General features: G+C 63.2%; 23 protein-coding genes. 12 read left to right on the top strand and 11 right to left on the bottom strand.

The features are described 5' to 3' along the window. Positions 1–86 precede the first annotated feature (86 nt). From hslV to hslU, 3 genes are all read left to right on the top strand, one after another. Positions 87–644 carry an ATP-dependent protease subunit HslV gene (gene hslV / locus AAFX91_RS12435; protein WP_394566650.1) on the top strand — a complete coding sequence of 186 codons (558 nt, stop codon included), beginning with the start codon at positions 87–89 and terminating at the stop codon, positions 642–644. A 27-nt stretch (positions 645–671) separates the two neighbouring features. Continuing rightward, positions 672–1,130: a GNAT family N-acetyltransferase gene (locus tag AAFX91_RS12440; RefSeq protein WP_394566670.1), complete on the top strand. Its 459-nt coding sequence runs from the start codon at positions 672–674 to the stop codon at positions 1,128–1,130. A gap of 89 nt (positions 1,131–1,219) precedes the next feature. Then, entirely contained in the window at positions 1,220–2,521 is a 1,302-nt protein-coding gene (gene hslU, locus AAFX91_RS12445; RefSeq protein WP_394566652.1) for an ATP-dependent protease ATPase subunit HslU, read from the top strand. An 87-nt stretch (positions 2,522–2,608) separates the two neighbouring features. Here hslU and AAFX91_RS12450 read toward each other — a convergent pair whose 3' ends face one another. The 3 genes from AAFX91_RS12450 to AAFX91_RS12460 all read right to left on the bottom strand — a co-directional run bounded on the left by AAFX91_RS12450 (position 2,609) and on the right by AAFX91_RS12460 (position 5,401). After that, positions 2,609–3,196: a Smr/MutS family protein gene (locus AAFX91_RS12450; protein ID WP_394566653.1), complete on the bottom strand. Its 588-nt coding sequence runs from the start codon at positions 3,194–3,196 to the stop codon at positions 2,609–2,611. Then, positions 3,193–4,548: a murein transglycosylase A gene (locus AAFX91_RS12455; RefSeq protein ID WP_394566654.1), complete on the bottom strand. Its 1,356-nt coding sequence runs from the start codon at positions 4,546–4,548 to the stop codon at positions 3,193–3,195. The genes AAFX91_RS12450 and AAFX91_RS12455 overlap by 4 nt, the downstream gene beginning before the upstream one ends. Before the next feature lie 154 nt (positions 4,549–4,702). Continuing rightward, positions 4,703–5,401, bottom strand: coding sequence for a Tim44/TimA family putative adaptor protein (locus AAFX91_RS12460; protein WP_394566656.1), 699 nt, complete (start codon positions 5,399–5,401; stop codon positions 4,703–4,705). A 416-nt stretch (positions 5,402–5,817) separates the two neighbouring features. On the opposite strand from AAFX91_RS12460, the gene secB reads away from it, so the two are divergent. Continuing rightward, entirely contained in the window at positions 5,818–6,312 is a 495-nt protein-coding gene (gene secB / locus AAFX91_RS12465; protein WP_394566657.1) for a protein-export chaperone SecB, read from the top strand. An 11-nt stretch (positions 6,313–6,323) separates the two neighbouring features. Here secB and dnaQ read toward each other — a convergent pair whose 3' ends face one another. The 4 genes from dnaQ to AAFX91_RS12485 are packed head-to-tail and all read right to left on the bottom strand — an operon-like array spanning position 6,324 to position 9,156. Continuing rightward, entirely contained in the window at positions 6,324–7,034 is a 711-nt protein-coding gene (gene dnaQ, locus AAFX91_RS12470; protein ID WP_394566659.1) for a DNA polymerase III subunit epsilon, read from the bottom strand. Between the two features lie 32 nt (positions 7,035–7,066). Beyond that, positions 7,067–7,666, bottom strand: coding sequence for a dephospho-CoA kinase (gene coaE, locus AAFX91_RS12475; protein ID WP_130581415.1), 600 nt, complete (start codon positions 7,664–7,666; stop codon positions 7,067–7,069). Between the two features lie 25 nt (positions 7,667–7,691). Further along, positions 7,692–8,300 (bottom strand): Maf family protein, encoded by a 609-nt coding sequence (locus tag AAFX91_RS12480; RefSeq protein ID WP_130581416.1) that lies wholly within the window; start codon positions 8,298–8,300, stop codon positions 7,692–7,694. Positions 8,301–8,310: 10 nt separating this feature from the next. After that, positions 8,311–9,156, bottom strand: coding sequence for a pyruvate, water dikinase regulatory protein (locus tag AAFX91_RS12485; protein WP_130581417.1), 846 nt, complete (start codon positions 9,154–9,156; stop codon positions 8,311–8,313). A gap of 459 nt (positions 9,157–9,615) precedes the next feature. Between AAFX91_RS12485 and hemJ the strand changes: the two genes are divergently transcribed. From hemJ to AAFX91_RS12520, 7 genes are all read left to right on the top strand, one after another. Continuing rightward, positions 9,616–10,038 carry a protoporphyrinogen oxidase HemJ gene (hemJ, locus tag AAFX91_RS12490; protein ID WP_130581424.1) on the top strand — a complete coding sequence of 141 codons (423 nt, stop codon included), beginning with the start codon at positions 9,616–9,618 and terminating at the stop codon, positions 10,036–10,038. Between the two features lie 259 nt (positions 10,039–10,297). After that, the gene (rho, locus tag AAFX91_RS12495) at positions 10,298–11,563 is read left to right on the top strand and encodes a transcription termination factor Rho (RefSeq protein WP_130225505.1); all 1,266 of its coding nucleotides are present in this window, start codon (positions 10,298–10,300) and stop codon (positions 11,561–11,563) included. A gap of 297 nt (positions 11,564–11,860) precedes the next feature. After that, entirely contained in the window at positions 11,861–13,195 is a 1,335-nt protein-coding gene (gene mnmE, locus AAFX91_RS12500) for a tRNA uridine-5-carboxymethylaminomethyl(34) synthesis GTPase MnmE (RefSeq protein ID WP_394566662.1), read from the top strand. Between the two features lie 185 nt (positions 13,196–13,380). Beyond that, positions 13,381–15,264: a tRNA uridine-5-carboxymethylaminomethyl(34) synthesis enzyme MnmG gene (gene mnmG / locus AAFX91_RS12505; RefSeq protein WP_394566664.1), complete on the top strand. Its 1,884-nt coding sequence runs from the start codon at positions 13,381–13,383 to the stop codon at positions 15,262–15,264. 151 nt (positions 15,265–15,415) lie between these two features. Beyond that, the gene (gene rsmG, locus AAFX91_RS12510; protein ID WP_394566666.1) at positions 15,416–16,081 is read left to right on the top strand and encodes a 16S rRNA (guanine(527)-N(7))-methyltransferase RsmG; all 666 of its coding nucleotides are present in this window, start codon (positions 15,416–15,418) and stop codon (positions 16,079–16,081) included. A gap of 31 nt (positions 16,082–16,112) precedes the next feature. Then, on the top strand, positions 16,113–16,964 hold the full coding sequence (locus tag AAFX91_RS12515; RefSeq protein ID WP_130581419.1) for a ParA family protein: 852 nt from the start codon (positions 16,113–16,115) through the stop codon (positions 16,962–16,964). Between the two features lie 144 nt (positions 16,965–17,108). Further along, complete coding sequence (locus AAFX91_RS12520; RefSeq protein WP_165421339.1) at positions 17,109–17,990, top strand: ParB/RepB/Spo0J family partition protein; 882 nt, start codon at positions 17,109–17,111, stop codon at positions 17,988–17,990. A 126-nt stretch (positions 17,991–18,116) separates the two neighbouring features. Here the strand turns inward: AAFX91_RS12520 and holA are convergent, their stop codons facing one another. The 3 genes from holA to leuS are packed head-to-tail and all read right to left on the bottom strand — an operon-like array spanning position 18,117 to position 22,317. Beyond that, on the bottom strand, positions 18,117–19,145 hold the full coding sequence (gene holA / locus AAFX91_RS12525) for a DNA polymerase III subunit delta (RefSeq protein WP_394566668.1): 1,029 nt from the start codon (positions 19,143–19,145) through the stop codon (positions 18,117–18,119). Positions 19,146–19,151: 6 nt separating this feature from the next. Beyond that, the gene (gene lptE / locus AAFX91_RS12530; protein ID WP_282531429.1) at positions 19,152–19,706 is read right to left on the bottom strand and encodes an LPS assembly lipoprotein LptE; all 555 of its coding nucleotides are present in this window, start codon (positions 19,704–19,706) and stop codon (positions 19,152–19,154) included. After that, on the bottom strand, positions 19,693–22,317 hold the full coding sequence (gene leuS / locus AAFX91_RS12535; protein ID WP_394566669.1) for a leucine--tRNA ligase: 2,625 nt from the start codon (positions 22,315–22,317) through the stop codon (positions 19,693–19,695). The genes lptE and leuS overlap by 14 nt, the downstream gene beginning before the upstream one ends. Positions 22,318–23,182: 865 nt before the next feature. On the opposite strand from leuS, the gene AAFX91_RS12540 reads away from it, so the two are divergent. Next, positions 23,183–23,326, top strand: coding sequence for a hypothetical protein (locus tag AAFX91_RS12540; RefSeq protein ID WP_165421370.1), 144 nt, complete (start codon positions 23,183–23,185; stop codon positions 23,324–23,326). Between the two features lie 59 nt (positions 23,327–23,385). On the opposite strand, the gene AAFX91_RS12545 is transcribed toward AAFX91_RS12540, so the two are convergent. Further along, on the bottom strand, positions 23,386–25,083 hold the full coding sequence (locus tag AAFX91_RS12545; protein ID WP_130581785.1) for a diguanylate cyclase domain-containing protein: 1,698 nt from the start codon (positions 25,081–25,083) through the stop codon (positions 23,386–23,388). Between the last annotated feature and the right edge of the window lie 159 nt (positions 25,084–25,242).

Here is a 25,242-nt window from a genome sequence, read left to right on the forward strand (position 1 = left end):
GGCCATGGTGACCGAACAGGCTTCAAATCAGCCGATCGTAAGCCACTGGCCGACCGCCTAAATCTGCTCGGACAAAGAGGTACCCCATGCAAGCATCCCAAAACGAGCCGACCGTCTGGCACGGCACCACGATCGTCACCGTCCGCAAGGGCGGCAAGGTGGTGATCGGCGGCGACGGACAGGTCTCTATCGGCCAGACCGTGATCAAGGCCAATGCCAAGAAAGTGCGCAGGATCGGCAAGGGCGACGTGATCGGCGGCTTTGCCGGCGCCACCGCCGATGCCTTCACCCTGTTCGAGCGGCTGGAAAGCAAGCTCGAGCAATATCCGGGACAATTGACCCGGGCGGCCGTGGAGCTGGCCAAGGACTGGCGCACCGACCGCTATCTGCGGCGGCTGGAGGCGATGATGATCGTCGCCGACAAGGACGTCTCCCTCGTCCTCACCGGAACCGGCGACGTGCTGGAGCCGGAGGCCGGCGTCATGGCGATCGGCTCGGGCGGCAATTATGCGCTGGCCGCGGCGCGCGCCCTGATCGACAGCGACAAGGACGCCGAGGCGATCGTGCGCCGCTCGCTCGATATCGCCGCCGACATCTGCGTCTATACCAACCGTAACGTGACAGTCGAGACGCTGGGCGGCTGAACCTTGCAGTCTTACACCTTCCGAGAGATGGCGGCGGCCGACCTTGCGCTGATCGAGCGCTGGCTGGCGCTGCCGCATGTCCGGGAATGGTGGGGCGATCCATCCGAGCAATATGCGCTGGTGAGTGGCGATCTCGATGAGCCGGCGATGGACCAGTTCATCGTCTCAGTCGATGGCAGCGATTTCGGCTACATCCAGTGCTACGCGTTGACGGCCTGGAATGAAGGTTTCGGAGCACATCCCAAAGGCACACGCGGCATCGATCTCTTCATCGGCGAGTCCGACATGATCGGACGCGGGCACGGCTCGGCATTGATCCGCCGCTTCGTCATCGAGCGGTTGGGGCAGGGCGCGCCGCGCATCGTCACCGATCCCGATCCGAACAATACTCGCGCCGTGCGCGCCTATGAGAAAGCGGGATTTGAGAAAGTCCGCATGATCGACACGCCCGACGGCCCGGCTCTCTTGATGGTCTGTGACGCATGACCGCAGGTTACAAACTCGACATGATTTCCGGCCTGCCGGCAATCTAACCTCAGCTTGCTCTGGCAGCCTTGAACCCCTAGCTAGGTGACATGACCGACTTCTCCCCCCGCGAAATCGTTTCCGAACTCGACCGTTTCATCGTCGGCCAGACCGACGCCAAGCGCGCGGTCTCCATCGCCTTGCGCAACCGCTGGCGGCGGCTGCAGCTTTCCGGTTCCCTGCGCGAGGAAGTGCTGCCGAAGAACATCCTGATGATCGGGCCGACCGGCGTCGGCAAGACCGAAATCGCGCGGCGATTGGCAAAACTCGCCGGCGCGCCCTTCCTCAAGGTCGAAGCCACCAAGTTCACCGAGGTCGGTTATGTCGGCCGCGACGTCGAGCAGATCGTGCGCGATCTCGTCGAGGTCGCGATTGCGCTGATCCGCGAGCGCAAGCGAAAGGACGTTCAGGCGCGGGCGCAACTTGCCGCCGAGGAACGCGTGCTGGATGCACTGGTCGGGCCGGCTTCGAGCCCGGCGACGCGGGAATCCTTCCGCAAGAAATTGCGCGCCGGCGAATTGAACGACAAGGAGATCGAGATCGAGACGCAGTCCTCCGGCGGCTTCCCGATGTTCGAGATCCCGGGCATGCCGGGCGCGCAGATGGGCGCCATTTCAATCGGCGACATCTTCGGCAAGATGGGTGGCCGCACCAAGACCCGGCGTCTGACCGTGGCGGGCTCGCACGAAATCCTCGTCAACGAGGAATCCGACAAGCTGCTCGACACCGATCAATTGGTGCAGGAAGCGATCAACGCGGTCGAGAACAACGGCATCGTGTTCCTCGACGAGATCGACAAGATCTGCGTGCGGGAGAATCGCGCCGGCGGCGACGTCTCGCGCGAGGGCGTGCAGCGCGACCTGCTGCCGCTGATCGAGGGCACCACAGTCTCGACCAAGCATGGCCCGGTGAAGACCGATCACATCCTGTTCATCGCCTCCGGCGCGTTCCATATCGCAAAGCCTTCCGACCTGTTGCCGGAGCTGCAGGGCCGCCTGCCGATCCGCGTCGAACTGCAGGCACTGACGCGGGACGACATGCGCCGCATCCTGACCGAGCCCGAAGCGTCGCTGATCAAGCAATATGTTGCGCTGATGCAAACCGAAGGCGTGAAACTCGAGATTACCGACTCCGCCATCGACGAGCTGGCCGACGTCGCCGTCGCCGTCAATTCCACGGTCGAGAATATCGGCGCGCGGCGGCTGCAGACGGTGATGGAGCGTGTGCTGGACGAGATCTCCTTCACCGCGCCCGATCGCCATGGCGACACCATCACGGTCGATGCCGATTATGTCCGCAAGCATGTCGGCGACCTCGCCAAGAACACCGACCTGAGCCGGTTTATTTTGTAGGCGACTGTAACAGCTAGACCCTCATCCTGAGGAGCGCGGAACGCGCGTCTCGAAGGGTGAGGGGAAACACGGTCCATCGCATCCGGACTAAATCCTCGCGCGCCGCACGCGCACGTAAAGCGCGCCCTCGCCGCCATGGCCGATATGGGCTTCCTCGAAGCCGACGACGAGCGCGCGGAATTCGGGCAGGCTCAGCCATTGCGGCACCTGGCGGCGCAAGACGCCGCGCTCGGCATCAGCGCCGCCGGCTTTGCCCTTGCCGGTGATGACGAGCACGAAAGTCAGCCCGTTACTATGCGCACGCTGCAGGAACGCAAGCAGCATGCGATGCGCGCGTGTCTGCGTCATGCCATGCAGATCGAGCCGGGCGTCGATCTCCTTCTTCCCGCGCGAGAGTTGCGCGCGCTCGCGGCGGCCGATCGGCGCCAGTGGCGGCGGCGTCTGCGGACGCGGCGCGGGTGCGGACTTGACCGGAATCGGCTTCGTGGCGGCAACCGGCTTCACGATGGCCTTCATCTCTGCTTCAAGCGCGGCGTGCGCCTTCGCAACGGGATGGCGTTTGCGCAGTGGCTTGACCTGCTTTGCAACGCTTTCCCACAGCGCACGCTCTTCTTCGCTGAGCGCGCGCCTCCGCCGCGGCGGCGCGGGATCTGCAATCGGAACCGGACGCTTCATCTGTAATAGCGGTGATGGCGGAAATGCCGATGGCGCCGCTCATTCCCCGCCTTGATGCCAGGCCGCCGCTCCGGCAGCGGCAGCGGCAGCGGCCTTGCGACGGATGCAGCTTGCGCGCCCGATGCAGCGGAAGCATCCACGGGCTTCGCCGCGCTCTTTTCCTTCGGATCGGTTTGCGGAAATAGCTTCGCGATCTTTTCCGACGGCCGCTCATCCGGCACCGGCATCCTGCGCCCGCGCGCGACGGGATCGAGGCTCCTCGGCACCAGCATCACGAAGCGCATACTATGCCGCAGCCGGCCCGAGACTTTTCCGGCATCGGCCCCGGCGCCGAAGTAAAGGTCTGCGCGGGCGGGGCCGACGATCGCCGAGCCGGTATCCTGCGCGATCATCAGGCGGCGGAACGGCGTCTTCGACTGCTCGGATTCGATCGGCAATTCGCCCTCGATGAAGAACGGCGTGCCATAGACGTGCAGCGCCTTGTCGACCGCGATCGAACGACCCGGCGTCAACGGCACGCCCTGCGCGCCGACCGCTTCATCCTTGTCGGAGAGCTGCACCTCGCGGAAGAATACATAGGAGCGGTTCTGCCGCCGCAATTCCTTGGCGCCATCAGGGTTCTGCGCCATCCAGTCCCTGATCTTCTGCATCGACATCTGTTCTTTCGGGACGATGCCGCGGTCGATCAGGATGCGGCCGACCGGCGTATAGGGATAGCCGTTGTGAGCATCATAATTGATGCGCAATGTCGAGCCGTCCTCGAAGCGCACCCGCGCCGAGCCCTGGATCTGCGCGAACAACAGATCAGTCTGCTCCTTGAGCCAGCAGATCTCGAGGCCGCGGCCGGCGATCACGCCGTCCTCGATCTCGGCGCGATCATAATACGGCACGAGCTTGCGGCGGCCGATCTTGCGGAACACCTGGCCCTTGTTCGGCAGGCCGCTCGAGCTCTGCTTGGCGCCGCGGACGAACAGGTTCGAGGGGCGGCGGTAGACCGGCACGTTGTAGACGTCGGTCTGGGTCCGCGACCCATCCAGCACGGGCTCGTAATAGCCGGTGACAAAACCCTCGCCCTCGCCGAGCCGCGAAATGCGCAGCGGAAGGAAATGCTCCTCGAAGAACGCTTTCGCCTTGGCCTCGTCGGTGAGTTCCAAGCCCTTGGCGATGCGGCAGGGATCGCGCAACGAGGTGCCGAGTGCCTTCGATTCCGAAGGCAGGCCGTGCTCGGCGGCGATCGGCCGGCAGCTCGCACGAAACGCCTTGTAGGCCGCAAGGTGATCGTCATCGCTCCAGCCTGGCATGTCGGTCCAGGCCAGCGGTTCATACTGGCTGCCGCTGATCTGCAGCGGCAATTCCAGGTGCGGATAGGGGAGGTGACGAGTGTGCTGGACGGCCGAGTGCCTGGTCGCTTTCGCGGCGTGCCTTGGCCGCGCCTCTAGCGCGGCGGTCGAGCATAGAAGAGCGATTGCGCAGCACGCGGCCGTGAGACGCGCAAGGCGAAGCCGATCAGTGGGCGCTTCCAGTGCCAACCAGTTTCCAGTTCGGATCGCGCGACGCCGTATCGCGGGCGAATGTCCAGACATCGGTGATATCGGCGACCTTTTCCGGGTTGCCGTCGACGATGGTACCGGCCTTGTCGCGGGTGACGGAAATCATCTGCGACACGAACCGAACCGTGACCTGCGCCGCACGGTCGCGTGCTTCCGCGCTGACGATCTCGGCCTTGTCGATCGAGACGAAGCGGGTTTCGGTCTTCTGCTCGTGCTTCTCGCGATCCTTGATCGCGGCATCGAAGCTGTCATAGACCTCGCTCGACAACAGGTCGCGCAACGCGCGGCGATCGCCGTTGGCAAAGGCCAGCACGATCATCTCGTAGGCGCTCCGCGCACCCGAGATGAAATGGCGCGGATCGAAAGAAGAGTCCTGGGCGACAATGCCATCCAGCCCCTGCGCCAGCGCCGTGCCGGGTTCGGCAATTCCCTTCCAGCGATCGGAAGGCGGCGTCACGTCCTTGCTCGGCAGCGGAGGCGGCTGGTCGATCACCGAGCCCGGCATCGGGACGACATTATTGTCCCGCTGCAGGACATTCGGGGCCGCACGGTCATATGGGGGCCGCTCGCTGCCGGTGCGCTGTCCGAGGACACTACGCAGGCGCAGGAAAATGAAGACGGCCAGCGCCAGGAAAATGATGGTGTAGATATCCACGTCGTGTTCGCTTTCTGATCTGCACCGGCAACGGTCCGCCCCAGCGGGCGTTCCGCTCAGGGAACGGCGGAGATTACCTCGCCAATTGAGTCCGCAGCATGTAGGCACGAAACTCCGCTCGGCCAATGGCGCGTTTTGGCGCGGGCATTGTAGCGCGTTTTGGCGGCGAGGGGAAATCCGATGATGCCTGGAAATCACGCATCTTCAAATGTTTAGGGAGCAAATGGTGCCGCCTTTCAGCCGCGATTGACGATCCCGGCGGTAAATCGGCGAAGGTTTGGCAATCAAGGACTGTCGCCTTGTGGAGCACTGTGGGGCTATGATAGCCACTCGCCCGGCACCAGCATTTCCAAAACCTTAACTGCGGCTTCGGACGTCAGACCGTCTCCGATCGCCAGTGCTCAGGAGAGCTTCCCATGACCAACGGCAACGGCGCACCCCCCGAGCAGGCCCCGCCCCAGCTCAACGTGCTGGCGCAATACACCAAGGATCTCTCGTTCGAGAACCCGAACGCGCCGGCCTCGCTCGGGCCGCAGCAGCAGCAACCGGCGATCAACATCCAGATCAATGTTTCGGCCCAGAACCTCGCCGAGAGCGAATATGAGGTGACGCTTTCGGTCGACGGCAAGGCCGAGAGTGCCGGCAAGGTGATGTTCAGCTTCGATCTGCAATATGCCGGCGTGTTCCGGATCCTGAACGTGCCGCAGGAGAATCTGCACCCGCTGGTGATGATCGAGTGCCCGCGGCTGTTGTTCCCGTTCGCGCGCGAGATCATCGCCACCGCCGTACGCGATGGCGGCTTCCCACCCTTGATGCTGGATCCCGTCGATTTCGTCGGCCTGTACCGCCAGAACATGGAGCGGCAGGCAGCGACACAAGCCACCCCGGCGCCCGGCGTGAAACCGAGCTGATCTTAAGGAATTTAAGCGGCGGCTTTGGCCGCCGCCGGTAGGTAATCGTTCCAGATCGGCTTGTCGCCGAAGGTCGCGATGAAGGCGCGGTGTGCCTCGCGCTCCGCGGCGGTCACTCGCGGCGCCAGCGGAATCTCGCGCTGCCGCCGCGGCATATCGCCATGGCCAACCTGGGTGATCGCGGCTTCCGAGGCCAGGATGAGTTGCGACTGCCGCGCCCCGATCAGGTCGACATAAACCTCCGCCAGGAGCTCGGCATCGAGAAGCGCGCCGTGCTTGGTGCGGCGGGAATTATCGATCGAATAGCGCGAGCAGAGATCGTCGAGCCGGTTCGACACGCCCGGATGTTTCCGGCGCGCCAGCAGCAGGGTGTCGACCAGCCGCTCCTTGGCGATCACCGGCCGCTTGATTCGATCGAGTTCGGCATTGATGAAGCTGATGTCGAACGAGGCGTTGTGGATCACCAGCGGGGTGTCGGCGATGAACGCCAGGAATTCGTCGACCACTTCGGTGAACACCGGCTTGCTGGCCAAGAATTCGGTCGAGAGGCCGTGAACGGCAAAGGCCTCCGCCGGCATGTCCCGTTCGGGATTGATGTAGACGTGGTAGGCTTGGCCGGTCGGCATGCGGTTGAAGATCTCGATGCAACCAATCTCGACAAGCCGATCGCCGCGCAAGGGATCAAGGCCGGTGGTTTCGGTATCGAGAACGATTTCGCGCATGGACTTTTTAGGACCGGAGAATACCCAGCGAATCAGATTCGCCGCTTCGGCATCTTAACGACCTCAGCCAGAATGTCCTTGATTTGCGCGCGCACGGGATCAAGGCCGTGTGAGGTATCCACCACGAAATCCGCCCGCTTGCGTTTCTCGGCATCGGGCAGTTGTCGCGCCAGGATCGCATCGAGCTTTTCGTCGTCCATCGTGCCCCGTGCCAGAACGCGCTCGCGCTGTATTTCCGGGGAGGTCGTCACGACGACCACCGCATCGACCCTTTTCTCTCCGCCGGTCTCGAACAGCAGCGGCACGTCGACGACCACGACGGGCGCACCGGAGGCTTCCGCATCCGCAAAGAATCTCTGCCGGGAGGCGCCGAGCATCGGGTGGACGATCTGCTCCAACCGCTTCATGGCCGCGGGATCGTGGACCACGCGCGCGGAAAGCTTTGCGCGATCCACCTTGCCATCAGCGGTGGTGCCCGGGAAAGCGGCTTCGATCGCCGGCCCCGCTTCGCCTTCGTAGAGTTTGTGCACGGTCGCGTCGGCGTCATAGACGGGAACGCCGGCTTCCGCGAACAGTTTCCCGGTGGTGGATTTCCCCATCCCGATCGAGCCGGTCAGTCCTAGTATCAGCATCTTTCAGTCATCACTCGGAAACATGTCAGATTGCCAGCAAATTCTCGCTGCGCAGGAAGGCTAGCAACGACAATAGCGGCAGGCCGAGGATGGTGAAATGGTCGCCGTCGATGCGCTCGAACAGGTGTACCCCGAGGCCCTCGAGCTGATAGGCGCCAACGCTGGTGGTCACGGCCTCGCCGGCCTGGCCCAGATAGGCGTTGATCCCGTCCTCGCGAAGCGGGCGCATCGACATGCGCGCCACGCTGATGTCGGCAAACAGTATTTTACCGTCTTGGGCGACGGCAACGGCGGAATGCAATTCGTGAACCCGACCCGCGAGCGCACGCAATTGTTCGGCCGCCTGAACGCGGCCGGCAGGTTTACTGAACAATCGATCGCCGAGCGCCAGCGTCTGGTCGGCGCCGACGACGAATCGTCCCGGCCGCTGCAAGGAAACAAACAAGGCCTTTTCGCGCGCCAGCAGCGACGCAATTTCCGCCGGCGCCGAAAGGCCTGAATTTTCCTGGATCGCCCGTTCGTCGATATCCGCCGGAAGAGCCTCGAACTCGATCCCCGCATTGGCCAGCAGCATCTTTCGCGCACGGCTCTGCGAGGCAAGAATCAGCGGATCTTTTCCGCGCCAGATCGTCATGGTCGCCGAATCACTCCGGCGGCCACGGCCGCTGCCGCTGGCGGTCGTTATAGAGTTTCATCACCGCTGCGGCGGTCTCCTCGATCGAGCGTCGCGTGACATCCAGCAGCGCCCAGTTGAATTTTGCGCTCAGACGGCGCGCGAACGCGACTTCATCGGCGACCGCCTGCCTGTCGATATATTCGTCGTTGCCGGAAGCAGCGCCCATGCTCAAGAGCCGGTTTTGCCGGACCTGGATCAGGCGCTCCGGCGTCGCATGGAGGCTGACCACTAGCGGCTTCTTGAGGTGCTCCAGTTGATGCGGCAGCGGAATGCCCGGCACGAGTGGGACATTCGCGGTGCGGATGCCGCGGTTGGCGAGATAGATCGACGTCGGCGTTTTCGAGGTGCGGGATACTCCGACCAGCACAACGTCGGCCTCCTCCAGGCCTTCGACATGCTGGCCGTCGTCATGCATCATCGTGTAGTTCAGCGCATCGATGCGCTTGAAATATTCCGCGTTCAGTACGTGCTGCGCGCCGACACGACCCGAGGTCGCCGCACCCAGATACGCCTCGAACAACTGCATCACCGGGCCAATGATCGACAGGCTCGGAACGTTGATCTCCCTGCATTTGGCTTCCAGCCGGCTGACGAGATCTTTCTCGAGCAGCGTGAACAGCACGATCCCGGGCGACTCTTCGATTTCATCGAGCACGCGGTCGAGCTGCTTCTGGCTGCGCACCAGCGGATAAACGTGTTCGACCGGAGAGACATTGGCGTATTGCGCGGCCACCGCGCGCGCCACTGTGATCAGCGTCTCGCCGGTTGAGTCCGACACCAGATGCAGGTGAAAGTAATTGCCTGATGTGGGCACCAGAACCTCTGTCTATCCTGTGAATCCCTGTGGAGGTTGCCTACAACTATTCAGCCGAGATCGCCGCCTTAGGGATATCTAAACCTTTTCTTCACAGCGCCTCCTGCGAGGACAAGTCCGCCGTGCCGGTGGGATGATAGTGAGAATATGTGAATTTGTCTCTTGATAAGCTGGCCAAGGAACACTGCAAGCACTTGAGGCACCGGACGATATTTCGCTGCGCGACGATAGGGGCGGAATTGTTGAGCGGTGTGAACAAGCGCTCGAGAACGGAGGGATCGCGTTGCGTGAGTCAAATCCACGGCCACTTAGACTCAAACCTAAGATTCTAAAATTTATTAGTTTTAAGAGAGCGGTGCTTGCGGATATGTATCGGTGACCTCGCTGGCAGGCCTTCTCAGAGAACGATGAGACTGTCCGAGATGTTCCAGGAGCACAGCGATCACGATGCAAGGGTGGATCTACGAGTGGATCAAGGCGCTGCACATCATTGCGGTCATCTCCTGGATGGCCGGCATGCTCTATCTGCCGCGGCTGTTCGTCTATCATTGCGAGGCCGAGAAGGGCTCGAAGCAGTCCGAGACCTTCAAGGTGATGGAACGGCGCCTTCTGAGGGCGATCATCAATCCGGCGATGATCATCACCTGGCTCGCGGGCCTCTATCTGGCCTGGGCTGGTCACTGGTTCAGCTCCGGCTGGCTTCACGGCAAGCTTCTGCTGGTGCTCGTGCTCTCCGGCGTCCACGGATTTTTTGCCCGCTGGATGAAGGATTTTGCCGCCGACCGGAATACCCGAAGTCAGAAATTCTATCGGATTATCAATGAGGTGCCGACGGTCCTGATGATCGGCATCGTGATCCTGGTGGTGGTCAAGCCGTTCTAGGCAGGCTCATTGCCCACGAATCAGGCTTCAGTCCTTCTTGCGGAGCGCAAACCGATTTTCTATATTTGTCTCAATCCCACCCCACGCAGGCGGATGTGATCGCGTTCCGGTTCCATCAACGGGCCGGCCGCCACATCAGGTTTGAAGCCCCACCGGCGCTTTCCTTGCTTAGACCTGCGGACCTTCATTTTTGCGTCCGCTTTTTCTCAAAGCCACCTCGCAAGACCCTTCTCAAAAAATGCTCCACAGGACCACCCCCATGCGGGAAATCAAACTTCAAGACCTCAAGTCCAAGACGCCGGCCGAGCTTGTCTCGTTTGCCGAGGAAAATGGGGTCGAAAACGCCAGCACCATGCGTAAGCAGGAGCTGATGTTCGCCATTCTCAAACAGCTCGCGATCCAGGAAACCGACATTATCGGCGAAGGCGTCGTCGAGGTCTTGTCCGATGGTTTCGGCTTCCTCCGTTCGCCCGATGCCAATTATCTGCCGGGCCCTGACGACATCTACGTCTCGCCCTCGCAGATCCGCCGCTTCGGCCTGCGCACCGGCGATACGATCGAAGGCCACATCCGCAGCCCGAAAGAGGGCGAGCGCTATTTTGCACTGCTGAAGGTCAATTCGCTCAATTTCGAGGACCCAGAGAAGTCCAAGCACAAGGTCAATTTCGACAACCTGACGCCGCTGTTTCCCAATCAGCGGTTTCGGATGGAAATCGATGACCCGACGCGAAAAGACCTTTCTGCAAGGGTGATCGACATCGTTGCGCCGATCGGCAAGGGCCAGCGCGCCTTGATCGTGGCGCCGCCGCGCACGGGTAAGACCGTGCTGATGCAGAACATCGCGCATTCGATCACGCACAATCATCCCGAATGCTATCTGATCGTGCTTCTGATCGACGAGCGTCCGGAAGAAGTCACCGACATGCAGCGATCGGTGAAGGGTGAGGTGGTGTCCTCGACCTTCGACGAGCCGGCCGTGCGTCACGTCCAGGTGGCAGAAATGGTGATCGAGAAGGCCAAGCGCCTGGTCGAGCATGGCCGCGACGTGGTGATCCTGCTCGACTCGATTACGCGCCTGGGCCGCGCCTACAACACGGTGGTGCCGTCATCCGGCAAGGTGCTGACCGGCGGTGTCGACGCCAACGCCCTGCAGCGGCCGAAGCGCTTCTTCGGTGCGGCCCGCAATATCGAGGAGGGCGGCTCGCTCACCATCATCGCCACCGCGCTGGTCGATACCGGAAGCCGCATGGACGAAGTGATCTTCGAAGAGTTCAAGGGCACCGGTAACTCCGAATTGATCCTCGACCGCAAGGTCTCGGACAAGCGGACCTTCCCCGCGATCGACATTTCCCGCTCCGGCACGCGCAAGGAAGAGCTGATCACCGATCCGCAGCTCCTGAAGAAGATGTACGTGCTGCGCCGGATCCTTAATCCGATGGGCACGATGGACGCCATCGACTTCCTGCTCGACAAGCTCCGGAACACCAAGAGCAACTCCGAGTTCTTCGATTCGATGAACACGTAAGCGGCGGCCGGTTGGCCCGCTTACGTTGCGACGCAATAAACCCGCTTATGCTGCGGCACGGCTGCAGCATAAGCGGGTGTTTGTTTGCCCAAAATTTCCTGTCATCTAAGTATCTGACAAGTCCTATATTTCTTCGACGGGCGGACCTGCTGGCAGGTTTGCGGCGCGGGTGTCGCAGCAGATTGCTGCACAATTGCTACAACAAGAGAGACTGTTTGTTGCACCGCAGCAAAAGCGCGAACAATCAAGCGCGCGAATTGTGCGTTGCTTTCCCGGCCGTTCGCTAACAAATACGCGATGCATCCGCGAGACCAGACCATCTTTGCGCTTTCCTCGGGGCGGCCGCCAAGTGCGATCGCCATCGTCAGGGTGTCGGGGCCGCAAGCCGGTCCGGTATTGGTGAAGTTGGCCGGCAGGATTCCGTCGGCGCGGATGGCGACCAGAGCACTGCTGCAGGATGCGGCCGGCCAGCCGATCGACGATGCGGTGGTCCTCTGGTTTCCCGCGCCCGCGAGCGCCACGGGCGAGGACGTCACCGAATTTCATGTCCATGGCGGGCGGGCTGTGCTCGGCGCGGTGTTCAATGCGATAGCTGGGGTTGATGGCATTAGGCCCGCCGAGGCTGGCGAATTCACCCGCCGCGCATTCGAGAACGGCAAGCTCGATCTGACCGAGGCCGAGGGTCTCGACGACCTTATTCATGCCGACACGGACCGGCAGCGTTGCCAGGCGCTGCGCCAGTTGAAGGGGCTGCTCGGCGATCGCGCACGCGACTGGCGCGCTGAGATCATCGAGGCGTCGGCGCTGATCGAGGCCGGTATCGATTTTTCCGACGAGGGCGATGTGCCGGCGGAATTGATCGCGCCGGCGCTCAGGAAGGTCAAAGCGCTACTGACTGAAATTCAGCAGGTGCTGGCGGCCCAGGCGCAGAGCGAACGACTCCGCGATGGCCTGGTGGTCGCAATCGCGGGCCCCCCGAATGTCGGCAAGTCGACCCTGATCAACCAGCTTGCGCGGCGCGACGTCGCCATCGTCTCGCCGCACGCCGGCACCACGCGCGACGTCATTGAAGTGCAGCTCGATCTCGACGGCTACCCGGTGACGGTGATCGACACCGCGGGGATCCGCGAGACCGACGATCCGGTCGAGCAGGAAGGGGTGCGCCGCGCCCGTGCCCGCGCCGAGGAGGCCGACCTGGTATTGTGGCTCACCGACCGGACGAGCGCGGCGATTTCACATCAAGGATCGGTGCCGGTTTGGCTGGTGCGTAACAAGATCGATCTGGATGCTTCGACCTCCGGACTGTCGGGATCTGGATCTGCGTCCGCCTCCTTCAGGATCTCGGCTCGGAATGGGGACGGCAGTCCGGAACTGATCACAGCCCTCGTTGGCTTTGCGCACGACTATTTCGGATCGGGTGAAGGCGGTCTAATTACCCGGACGCGTCAGCGCAAGCTCTTGCAGGAGACGGCCGACTCGTTGCGTCGGGCGATCGACGTGGTCGGGGCGGGCGAAGAACTGGCCGCGGAGGAGCTGCGGGCGGCCTCCTATAGCCTTGGACGGCTTCTCGGCCGTGTGGACGTTGAGGACATCCTCGACGTGATCTTTCGAGAGTTCTGCGTCGGGAAGTAGGCCGCTGGATCAGTAGGCCCCTGAGTCAGTGAAAAGGGCGGGTCGCTGTTTCACGTGAAACAGCCGGCGGGGCTCACATGGGACCGTGAGCCAAGACTCGCACCTTGTTTCACGTGAAACAGCGCCAGATCAGATCGTTGAAACTTGTCTTTCGACTTTCACCGCTCCGCGCTAGAAGTTCGCGCATGTCTACCCAATCGCTTTCATTCGACGTCATCGTCATCGGTGGCGGCCATGCCGGCTGCGAGGCCGCCAGCGCGGCCGCCCGGATGGGCGCGAAGACGGCTCTGGTGACGCACCGTTTTTCGACCATTGGCGCGATGTCCTGCAATCCCGCGATTGGGGGCCTCGGCAAGGGCCATTTGGTCCGCGAAGTTGACGCGTTGGACGGTCTGATGGGTCGGGTCGCTGATGCCGGCGGCATTCAGTTTCGGATGCTGAACCGTCGCAAGGGCCCTGCCGTCCGCGGGCCTCGTGCTCAGGCAGACCGGAAGCTCTATGCCGCTGCCATGCAGGCCGCGATCCTCGAAACCGCCAACCTGAGCGTGGTGGAGGGTGAGGCGGATGATCTTCTGACCTCCAATGGGCGTATCAGCGGCATCCGCCTTGGGGACGGACGGGTCCTGTCTGCCGGCGCCGTCGTGATCACGACTGGCACCTTCCTGCGCGGCTTGATCCATCTCGGCGAGAAGAATTGGCCGGCCGGCCGCGTCGGCGAGGCGCCGGCCATGGGGCTTTCGGCCTCGTTCGAGCGCCTGGGCTTTACGCTTGGCCGTTTGAAGACCGGGACGCCACCGCGCCTGGATGGCACCACGATCGACTGGTCTGCGGTCGAGATGCAGCCCGGCGATGATCCGCCTGAGCCGTTCTCCATCATGACGGATCGGATCACCACGCCGCAGATCCAGTGCGGGATCACCCGCACCACACCCAGCACGCATGAGGTGATCCGGGCCAATGTGCACCGATCACCGATGTATTCCGGGCAGATCAAGAGCACCGGGCCGCGCTATTGCCCCTCGATCGAGGACAAGATTGTCCGCTTTGGGGACCGCGATGGCCACCAGATCTTTCTGGAGCCCGAAGGCCTCGACGACAACACCGTTTATCCCAACGGTATCTCGACCTCGCTCCCGGAGGAGGTTCAGCAGGCGATCCTCGCTTCCATTCCGGGTCTCGAGCAGGTCAGGATGATCCGGCCGGGCTATGCGATCGAGTACGACCATGTCGATCCGCGCGAGCTCGAGCCGACACTTGAGACCAAGCGATTGCCAGGCCTGTTCCTGGCTGGTCAGATCAATGGCACAACCGGATATGAGGAAGCCGCGGGGCAGGGGGTTGTCGCCGGCTTGAATGCGGCGCTCTCTGCCGGCGGCACCGATCCGATTGTTTTCGACCGCGCTGACGGCTATCTCGGTGTGATGATCGATGACCTCGTCACGCGCGGGATCACCGAACCTTATCGGATGTTCACCTCCCGGGCCGAATACCGGCTGACGCTGCGGGCCGACAACGCCGATCAGCGGCTGACGGATAAAGGGATTGCGTTGGGGTGCGTCGGCCAGGCTCGCTCCAGGCGCCACGCCGCGAAGATGGCGGCGCTGAATGCTGCCAAGGCGCTGGCCAGATCGCTTTCCATCACACCCAACGAGGCCACGAAACACGGGCTCGCGCTGAACCGCGATGGCGTCCGTCGCTCCGCCTTTGAACTGCTCTCCTACCCCGAAGTGGAGTGGTCGACGCTCCGCGGCATCTGGCCGGAGCTGTCGGCCATTGATCCATCGATTGCCGTCCACCTGGAGATCGACGCGAAATACGATGTCTATCTCAAGCGCCAGATCGCCGATGTCGACGCTTTCCGCCGCGACGAGGGACTTGTCTTGACCGGCGTCGACTATGATGACGTACCCGGCCTCTCCAATGAGGCGCGCGCCAAGCTGAAGGCTGCGCGGCCGCGGACCGTCGGTCAGGCAGGACGGATCGACGGAATGACCCCGGCGGCGCTGGGCATCCTGGCCGCCTATCTGCGCCGTGAGGCACGGCGGAAGATGGCGAAGGCGACGGCGTAGGCGTTTCACGTGAAACAGGCGCGGTCCTCCAACGCCGTCGTCATTGCGAGCGCAGCGAAGCAATCCACATCTTCCCTCGCGGATCGAATCAGTGGATTGCTTCGCTTTGCTCGCAATGATGGCTTGCTTCCAGACTGGCACTCCCGAACCGATGATCAAAGCACCGCCGAATACAGCACAACGGAGCGCGGTTGCCGATAAGACGGCGGCACTCACCCTCACCCCCGTTTCACGTGAAACGGAAGCCCGCCTCGATCGCTACGTCGCGCTTCTCCTGGAGTGGCAGGCCAAGACCAATCTCGTCGCGCCATCGACGCTGCCCGAACTCTGGACCCGTCACATCGCTGATTCGCTGCAATTGCTTGACCTCGCTCCAACGGCCAAGGTCTGGGTCGACCTCGGCAGCGGGGGCGGCTTTCCCGGTGTTGTGCTCGCCTGCGCGCGCGCACATACGCCTGGCACCTCCGTCCATCTGGTTGAGCGCAACGCCAAGAAAGCGGCCTTTCTTCGCGAAGCGTTGCGCGTGACTGATGCGCCGGGGACGGTGCATCTGGCTGACATCGGGGATATTGTGGAAAGAATCAGCGGGCCCATCGATTGCGTGACCGCGCGGGCGCTGGCTCCGCTACATCAGCTCATCGGCTTCGCGGAACCGCTTGTGCGAAAGGGTGCAAAAGCGCTGTTTCTCAAGGGCCAAGATGTAGGGGCTGAATTGACCGAAGCCACTAAATATTGGACAATTAAGCCGCAACTTCATCCCAGCCGAACCGGCGGGCACGGCTGGATTGTCGAGCTCGACTCCATTGGGCGACGTTGAGCTTCACGCAGGGGATCAGCAGGGCAACGATATGACCGTAATTGATGAGGTTTATCAAGAGGATAGGCCGCCACAACCAGCCGGCCATCCGCGCATTTTGTCGCTCGCCAACCAAAAAGGGGGCGTCGGTAAGACAACCACAGCGATCAATCTTGGGACTGCACTCGCGGCCATCGGCGAGCGGGTCCTGGTTGTCGATCTCGACCCGCAGGGCAATGCATCGACCGGGCTCGGCATCGACCGGCGCAATCGGGGCTGCTCGACCTATGACGTTCTGATCGGCGAGGCACCGCTGCGCGAGGCGGTAGTGGCGACCGCGGTGCCGCGACTTCACATCGCTCCTTCCACCATGGATCTCTCCGGTCTCGAGCTCGAACTTGGCACGACGCCGGGCCGCGCGTTCCGTCTGCGCGACGCGATCGCCGGGCTCAACAACAACACCTCGCCGGATGCCGACTACACCTATGTGCTGATCGATTGCCCGCCGTCGCTCAACCTGCTGACCGTGAATGCGATGGCGGCGTCGGACGCGATCCTGGTGCCGCTGCAGTGCGAGTTCTTCGCGCTCGAAGGTTTGTCGCAGCTCTTGCAGACGGTCGAGCAGGTGCGCTCGACGCTCAATCCGAACCTGTCGATCCACGGCATCGTGCTGACGATGTTCGATTCCCGCAACAACCTGTCGAACCAGGTCGTTGCCGACGTCCGGCAGTTCATGGGCAGCAAGGTCTACAACACCATGATCCCGCGCAACGTGCGCATCTCCGAAGCGCCGTCCTACGGCAAGCCGGTGCTGGTCTACGACCTCAAATGCGTCGGCAGCGAAGCCTACCTCAAGCTCGCCACCGAAGTGATCCAGCGCGAACGCGAGTTGCGCGCGGATTGACGAGGGTAGGGTGGGCAAAGGCGTCTTCGCCGTGCCCGCCATCTTCCTCCACGCCGCCTGGTGGGCACGCTTCGCCTTGCCCACCCTACGATCCAAGATTCTGTTTTCGGAGTTTGCTACGTGAATCCAAGGGAGCTGGCGACAATGGCCGACGAAGCGCGTTCGCGACTGGGCCGTGGGCTTGCAAGTCTGATCGGAGACGTCGGCGGTGAGGCCGCGCATGTCGAGCGGCCGCGCACGCAGCGCAAGGTGCCGATCGAATTCCTCAAGGCCAATCCGCGCAATCCGCGCCGCAGTTTTGCCGATGCCGAGCTCCGTGAGCTCGCCGATTCGATCAAGCAGCGAGGCGTGATCCAGCCGATCGTGGTGCGGCCGGTCAAGGGCGCGCAGGACCGCTACGAGATCATCGCCGGCGAGCGGCGCTGGCGCGCCTCCCAGCTCGCCGGCCTGCATGAGGTCCCGATCGTCCCGATCGAGGTCAGCGATAGCGACGCGCTCGAGATGATGATCATCGAGAACGTGCAGCGCGAAGACCTCAACCCGATGGAAGAGGCGCAGGGCTATCACGCGCTCGCCAACGAGTTCAAACGCAGCCAGGAAGATATCGCGCGGGACGTCGGCAAGAGCCGCAGCCATGTCGCCAACATGATGCGGCTGACCAAGCTGCCCGCCGAGGTGCAGGCCTTCATCGCGAGCGGCGAGTTGACGGCAGGGCATGCACGCGCGCTGATCGGCGTGCCCGATCCTGTCAGCGCCGCCAAGCGCATCGTCGCGGAAGGCCTCAACGTGCGCCAGGCCGAAGCGCTGGCGCATGACGAGGGCGTGCCGGTGCGCAAGCCGCAGAAGGCGCGCGCCGGCGCCGGCAAGGAGAAGGACCCCGACACGCTCGCGCTGGAGAAGCGCGTCTCCGATGCGCTGGGCTTGACCGTCAGCGTCAACCATCGCGACCCCGGCGGCACCGTGCAGATCAGCTACCGCAGCCTCGAGCAGCTCGACGAGGTGATGCGCCGGCTCGAGGGCGGTTAGTTTAGCCACGCTCGTCCCGCCTCGTCATTGCGAGGAGCGATAGCGACGAAGCAATCCATGCTGCCGCAAGTAGCGAGATGGATTGCTTCGCTTCGCTCGCAATGACGCCTTGGGGTGCGTCGTGTCTCATCCCCGCGGCCGCGCATTCGCGGCGATCGAGAGCAGGGCGCGTTGCGCGATTACGGCGGCGAGCGCATTCTGCTTGCGCATGTCGAGCGCCGCGGTGCCGAGCTGCTCGATGATGCCGACCAGCCGCTGCGGGCTGAGATTGCGGAGTGCGATTTCGACCGCGCCTTTCCGCGAGAAATGCAATCGCGGAAATCCGCCCTCCAGCACCGACGAGGCCGGCGCACCATCGGCAATCGCCAGCGCTGATTTGTGCAGCCAGGCCGCCTGGCGCTGCGCGGCTGCGATGATGACGCCGGGATAGGTGCCGGCGACCATCGCTTTCGCGAACTCGGTCTCGACTGCCGCGGCATTGCCGGCGAAGGCACTGTCCACGATCGGATCGAGCTTCAGCTCGGATGCGTCGGAGACCACCGTCATCACATCCTCGAGCGTGACCTCGCCTTTGCCATGGGCGTAGAGCGTGAGCTTGCGCACTTCGTTGCGAGAGGCCTGGCGGTCGCCGCCGAGCAGCGACATCAGCACCGCGCGGGCGTCGGACGCGATGCGCAGGCCGGAGGCCCGCAGTTCGTCGTCGATCAGCTTGGCGAGATCGCGCTCGGTGTCGGGATAGCAGCCGATCGCCACCGCATTCTTGGCGCGCTCGCAGATCTTGCGCAGCGGCGAGTCCGGCCTGATATCGCCGGCCTCGATCACGATGCGGCAATCCTTCACCGGCGAATCGGCGAGCGTCTCGACGCCGCTGGCAAAATTGCGCGAGCCGGCGCGGACGCGGATCGCGCGCCGCCCGCCGAACAGCGGCACCGTCATCGCTTCATCGACCAATCGCGAAGGCTCGGCGGCAAGGTCGTCGCCGTCGAGGCGGACCAGAGAGAACGGATCGTTGGGGTCATCGACTGCGGAAGCCATCAGCGCATCGGCGCGCTCGCGCACGAGGCCGGCGTCGGGGCCGTAGAGCAGGATGATCGGACGGCCTGGATCGGGCCGGGCGAGGAAGGCGTCGATTTCTTTTCCGCGGAGCGCGACCAACGGCGATCAGGTCCCGGCGGTGAAGAAGGACGCCAGCCGGGTATTGATGTTGTCCGCGATCTCCTGCGCGGCGCGATCTTCGGCGTCGCGCAAGGCGCGCGTGCGGGTGAAGCGCTGGTAGGAGCCCGGCATGTCGTAGGACACCCGCGAGAAGGTGGAGCCCGTCATCACCGACTTGTTGGAGGCGATATCGACCAGATTGTATTGCGCGTCGATGCCGAAATTCTCGCCGGTCGGCAGCGCGGTGTTCGGATCGATCATCAGCGAGGAGCGGCTGGTCGTGAACCGGATCACCAGTCGATGGGTCGGCGGCATGCCGGTGGCGTTGCCATAGAGCTTGAACGCCAGCGCATTGCGGACTTCCACGCCGATGCGGGCCTCGCGGGACGCGTTCGGCTTGTCGCTGATCGGCGGGAGCTCGACGCCCATCAGCTTCTCGCGCAACGCCGGCGTGCCGTCGGTATGCTCGGCATACATCGGCTGGAAACAACCTGCCGTCACCGCGGCCAAAGCGGCCACCGCGACGAGCCGGAGAGCGATCCGGATCCTAGCCGACGACATTCACGATCCTCATGGGCACCACGATCACCTTGCGGACGGGCTTGCCGTCCAAGGCGGCTTTTACCGCATCAAGCGCCAGAACGGCAGCCTCGATCTCAGGATTTTCCGCCGCCCGTGGCACGGTAACATCACCCCGCTTCTTGCCATTGACCTGCACGACCAGGGTCACGCTGTCTTCAACCAGCAAATCGCGTTCGATTTGGGGCCAGGACGCCTCCGAAATCAGCCCTTCCTGGCCCAAAACCTGCCAGCATTCCTCGGCGAGGTGCGGCATCATGGGCGCGAACAGTTGAACGAGGATGACCGCGGCTTCCCGAACCGCCCAGGCGACGTCGGGGGCAGGCTTGCCGCCCTTGGCCAGGGTCTCGGCGAGTGCATTGGTGAATTCCCGGATATGGGCGAGGCAGACATTGAAATGCAGCCGCTCGATCCCGGAGGACACCTTGTCCAGCGCGCCATGGGCCGCCTTGCGCAAGGCGGTCGCCTCGGGGCCGAATGACGCAGGCCGGGCCGCCGGCGTACCCTTCGCGACCTCTGCGGATTCATTCACCAGCCGCCACAGCCGCTGCACGAAGCGCGCCGCGCCCTGCACCCGCTCATCGCTCCAGATCACGTCGCGATCCGGCGGCGAGTCCGACAGCATGAACCAGCGAGCGACGTCGGCGCCATAGGTCGCGATGATGTCGTCGGGGTCGACCGTATTCTTCTTGGACTTCGACATCTTCTCGATCGGGCCGATCGTGACCTCCTCGCCGGTGTCGATCGTGGTGGCGCGCCGGTCGCCGCCGATGACCTCGATCTTCACGTCCGCCGGCATCACAAAGGTGCCGTCGGCCTTCTGGTAGGTCTCGTGCACCACCATGCCCTGCGTGAACATGCCGGCGAACGGCTCATCCATCGCGATGTGGCCGGTCGCCTTCATCGCGCGGGTGAAGAAGCGGCTGTAGAGCAGATGCAGGATCGCGTGCTCGACGCCACCGATATACTGATCGACCGGCATCATCCGGTTGGTGACGGCCGGCGTGGTCGGCGAGGTCTCGTTCCAGGGATCGGTGAAGCGCGCGAAATACCAGGACGAATCCACGAAGGTGTCCATGGTATCGGTCTCACGCTGTGCCGGCCCGCCGCATTGCGGACAGGTGACATGCTTCCAGGTCGGATGGTGGTCGAGCGCATTGCCCGGCTTGTCGAAGGTCGCATCCTCCGGCAGCGTCACCGGCAGCGCGCTGTCGGGCACGAGCACGACGTCGCATTTGGGGCAGTGGATGATCGGGATCGGGCAGCCCCAATAGCGCTGGCGCGAAATGCCCCAGTCGCGCAGGCGGAAATTCACCTGGCGCTCGCCGACGGGCGCGTTGCCACGGAGTTCGCTCTCCAAGCGCTTCGCAACTTCTTCCTTCGCCTGCTCGATGGTCATGCCGTCGAGGAAGCGCGAATTGATCATGCGGCCGTCGCCGTCATAGGCGGTGTCCGTGATCACGAACGTCTTCGGATCCTGCCCCTCCGGACAGACAACAGGCGTGTTGCCGAGGTCGTATTTGTTGACGAAGTCGAGGTCGCGCTGGTCGTGCGCCGGGCAGCCGAAGATGGCGCCGGTGCCGTATTCCATCAGCACGAAGTTCGCGACATAGACCGGCAATTTCCAGTTCGGATCGAACGGATGGATCGCCCGGATGCCGGTGTCAAAGCCCTGCTTCTCGGCGGTGTCGATGACCTCCTGCGCGGTGCCGATCCGTTTGACCTCAGTGATGAACTCGGCAAGCTTCGGATCCTTCGCCGCCGCAGCCTGCGCCAGCGGATGGTCCGCCGAGATCGCCATGAACTTGGCGCCGAACAACGTGTCCGGCCGCGTCGTGAAAATCTTCAATTCGCGCTCGCCGTCCGGCGTGGTTGTGCGATCCAGCGCGAAGCGGATCAAGAGGCCCTCGGAGCGGCCGATCCAGTTGCGCTGCATCAGCCGCACCTTGTCGGGCCAGCGATCCAGCCCGTCGAGCGCGTCCAGCAGCTCCTGCGAATATTTCGTGATCTTGAAGACCCACTGGTTCATCTCGCGCTGCTCGACGACCGCGCCGGAGCGCCAGCCGCGGCCGTCGATCACCTGCTCGTTGGCGAGCACGGTCATGTCGACCGGGTCCCAGTTGATCTTGCGCTTTTCGCGCTCGACGAGGCCGGCGCGCAGGAAGTCCAGGAACATCTTCTGCTGATGCTTGTAGTAGCTGGGGTCACAGGTCGCGAACTCGCGTGACCAGTCCAGCGACAGGCCGATCGAGCGAAGCTGCTTCTTCATCGCCGCGATGTTGTCGTAGGTCCATGCCTTCGGCGCCACCTTGCGCTCGATCGCCGCATTCTCCGCCGGCAGGCCGAATGCGTCCCAGCCCATCGGATGCAGCACGTTGAGCCCCTTGGCGCGCATGTAGCGGGCCAGCACGTCGCCGAGCGTGTAGTTCCGGACATGGCCGATATGAATGCGCCCGGACGGGTACGGGAACATCTCGAGCACATAGTATTTCGGCCGCGGATCGTCGTTTTTCGACGCAAAGATCGCCTTCTCGTCCCACTGGCGTTGCCAGCGCGGCTCGGATTCACGGGCGTTGTAACGTTCGGAGGTCATGGAGCAGGGCTCTTGGGGGCCTTTCGGCCGTTTAGAAGACGGCGGACTAGGCCATAGAATTGGCTGCGGGGTCAACGGGTTGGGGCTCGCCGCGCGGCAAGGGCAGATAGGTCATGTGCGCCGCTCTACACGTCATTCTCGATGTCGTCCCGGGCTTGACCCGGGACCCATAGCCACAGGTGCTCGGGATGCGAAAACTCGGGCCGCTTGCTCGCGCCACAACTCAGATCGGTGGTTATGGGCCCCGGGTCAAGCCCGGGACGACGTGGGTTTGGTTTCTGATTCAAATGTCAAACAGCTCCCCGCTGTCATCGTCCGCGAAGGCGGACGATCCAGTATTCCAGAGGCAGCAGTGCTTGAGCCGAGAAGCCGCCGGTTACTGGATGCCCCGCCTGCGCGGGGCATGACGGTGGAGTTGGTGAGAGAATGTGAATCCGCATTCTCGCGGCGCGTTGCGTCCGAGCTTTGCTTCACTTTCCACCCTCATCGAATAGAGGGCGCAGGGAAAGCCGGGTGCTGGTTGCACCCGTGGGTCCCGTGCAACAAAAAGCACGGGGGGTAGGACCACAGGTTCAACCGAAGCATTCCGGCTTTCCCTGCGCGATGGTTTACGGCTTACTTCGTGCTCTCCCCGGTGACCGGGCTTTCTTGCCACCGTCGCCCGCAGATTATCTCTACGAACTTAGCGCCAGCGTCGGGGCGCCAGGACCACACGACTTCGCCGTCCGTGATGCGCGTGCTCGTCAGTCACACACTTCACGTCCACCGCATCTCACCGCAACGTTCGTGACGATCGCGAGCCGCCCCTCATTCGCGCTGAGACGCGCGGATTAATAGTGCTGATTTGCCCGACGGCGGAAGCGGAATGTTTTTTGTGCGAGGGCTGGACGGGGCAAATCAGGTTGGAATCGCTGGTGAATTTTTCTCCGCCGTCATTCCGGGGCATCGCGAAGCGATGAGCCCGGAATCCATGTCTCCGCTCGCGCCGGTGGCGCAATGGATTCTCTGATGTGCAATTGCACATCATAGCTCGCGACTTCGTCGCGCCCCGGAATGACAGCAGCGAAGTTAGCTCGCCATCGCCATCTCAGCCGCGCTCCCCGAGCCTCGCACCAGGCCGTGCTCGACGACGGTGTTGCGGCCGAGATGTTTGGCGGCGTAGAGGGCGGCGTCGGCGGCTTCGATCAGGTCGCCGGGGCGGAGCGCCGGGCTTGGCTTGGTGCAGGCGACGCCGACGCTGGCGGTGACGATCTGGTGGCTGGAGGTTGCGTGCGGCAGGCGGAGATCCTGCACCGTGGCGCGCACGATCTCGCCGATCTCTTTTGCGCGTGTGGCACCGGTGTTCGGCAGCAGCAGGCAGAATTCCTCGCCGCCATAGCGGCAGGCGAAGCCCAGCGTATCGGCGGCGATGCCGGAGAGCGTCTCGCCGAGCCTGGTCAGGCAGGCGTCGCCTTCGGGATGGCCGTAGGTGTCGTTGTAGAGCTTGAAATGATCGACATCGATCATCAGGAGCGACAGCTCGCAATCATATTGCTGCGCCTTCATCCACTCGAAATCGAGCCGGCTCTGCAAACCCCGGCGATTGGCGAGCCCCGAGAGCATGTCGATCGAGGCCATCACCGTCAGGCGATCGTTGGTCGCGACGAGATCGCGTTCGCGCTGGCTGAGCTGCGCAGCCATCGCATTGAAGGCGCGGGCCAGCGGCACGAACTCTGCCGGCAGCTTGTTCTTTGCGACGCGGACGGACCAGTCGCCCTCGCCGAAACGCTTGGCCGTGCGGGTCATCACGTCGATCGGATGGATGATCAATTTCTCCGCGCCGACCAGCGCACCGAACAGCACAAGCAGGCAGACGAAGCCGAGCTGCAAATAGGCGGTGCGGATATCGCGATCGATCGCCGCCGTCACCTTGGCTTCATCGATGCTGACGATCAGCCGCGAGCGCGTGCCCGGAATGCGGGCAAAGCTGATCGTGCGGTTCGTGCCATCCGCCGCGGTGAAGGAAATCGAGCCTGAGGACTCCCCATAGCTAAGCGCTTTATCCGCGATCGCGGACATCAGCGGCAGGGTGTCCAGCGAGCGGCCGATCATGCTTGCCTGATCCAGCGGTGCCGCGAGAACCGTACCGGCGCTGTCAACCAGGACGGAGGAAACGCCGGCACGTCCGCCGTAATTGCTCATGATCCTGGACATCCAGTCCAGATTGAGCGCGGCAAGAACCACCGAGTCGGTTTCACTGTTGATGGCGGCCACCGGGTAAGCGGCCATCACGACCGGCGTATCGGTGGGGCGGGCCGCGATGAAATCGCTCAAGACAAATTCCCGGCGCGCCCGGGCTTCGGTCACATAGGGCCGGTCGCTGAGATCGATGCCGACATAGGCGTTATTGGTCGAGCACTGGATCCGATTGTCGCTGCCGAGGAACATCAGGCTGCGGATCCAGGGCATGTTGACGGGCACGCTGGCGCGCAGGATCTCGCAACTCTTGCCGATGCCGCCGGCAGAGGCGCGGATATAGGCGGCGGATTTCAGCACCGTCTCGACCGAGGAGATGACCTCGCGCTGGGCGTCGGCGCTGTGTGCCGCGAGCGCGGCGAATTCCTCGGCGGCGTGTGCGATCTGCTTGGCCCGCGAATCCTCCAGGGTGCGGACGCGGTCCAGCATCATGGGGGCCACCAGCAACAGCGCAAGCAGCGCCAGCCGCCCGCGGATACCCAGAAGATTCTTGAGTTTGGCGCGGTGGCGGTTGAAATTAATTTTAGACATCAATGTCCCCTAGCCCCACTGGTGAAAGTAGAACGAAGGGTTCAAGAAGGCTTTCCCGGATTTGGTAAAATTCGAGGGAACCCCCGCTAGGCCGTGTGGACTCTTGGGATTCTCAAATCAGATTGAACGTGATTCAAGGCTTTCTTTTAGGAGGAAGCC

The sequence above is a fragment of the Bradyrhizobium sp. 31Argb genome (assembly GCF_043638955.1).
Lineage (GTDB): Bacteria > Pseudomonadota > Alphaproteobacteria > Rhizobiales > Xanthobacteraceae > Bradyrhizobium.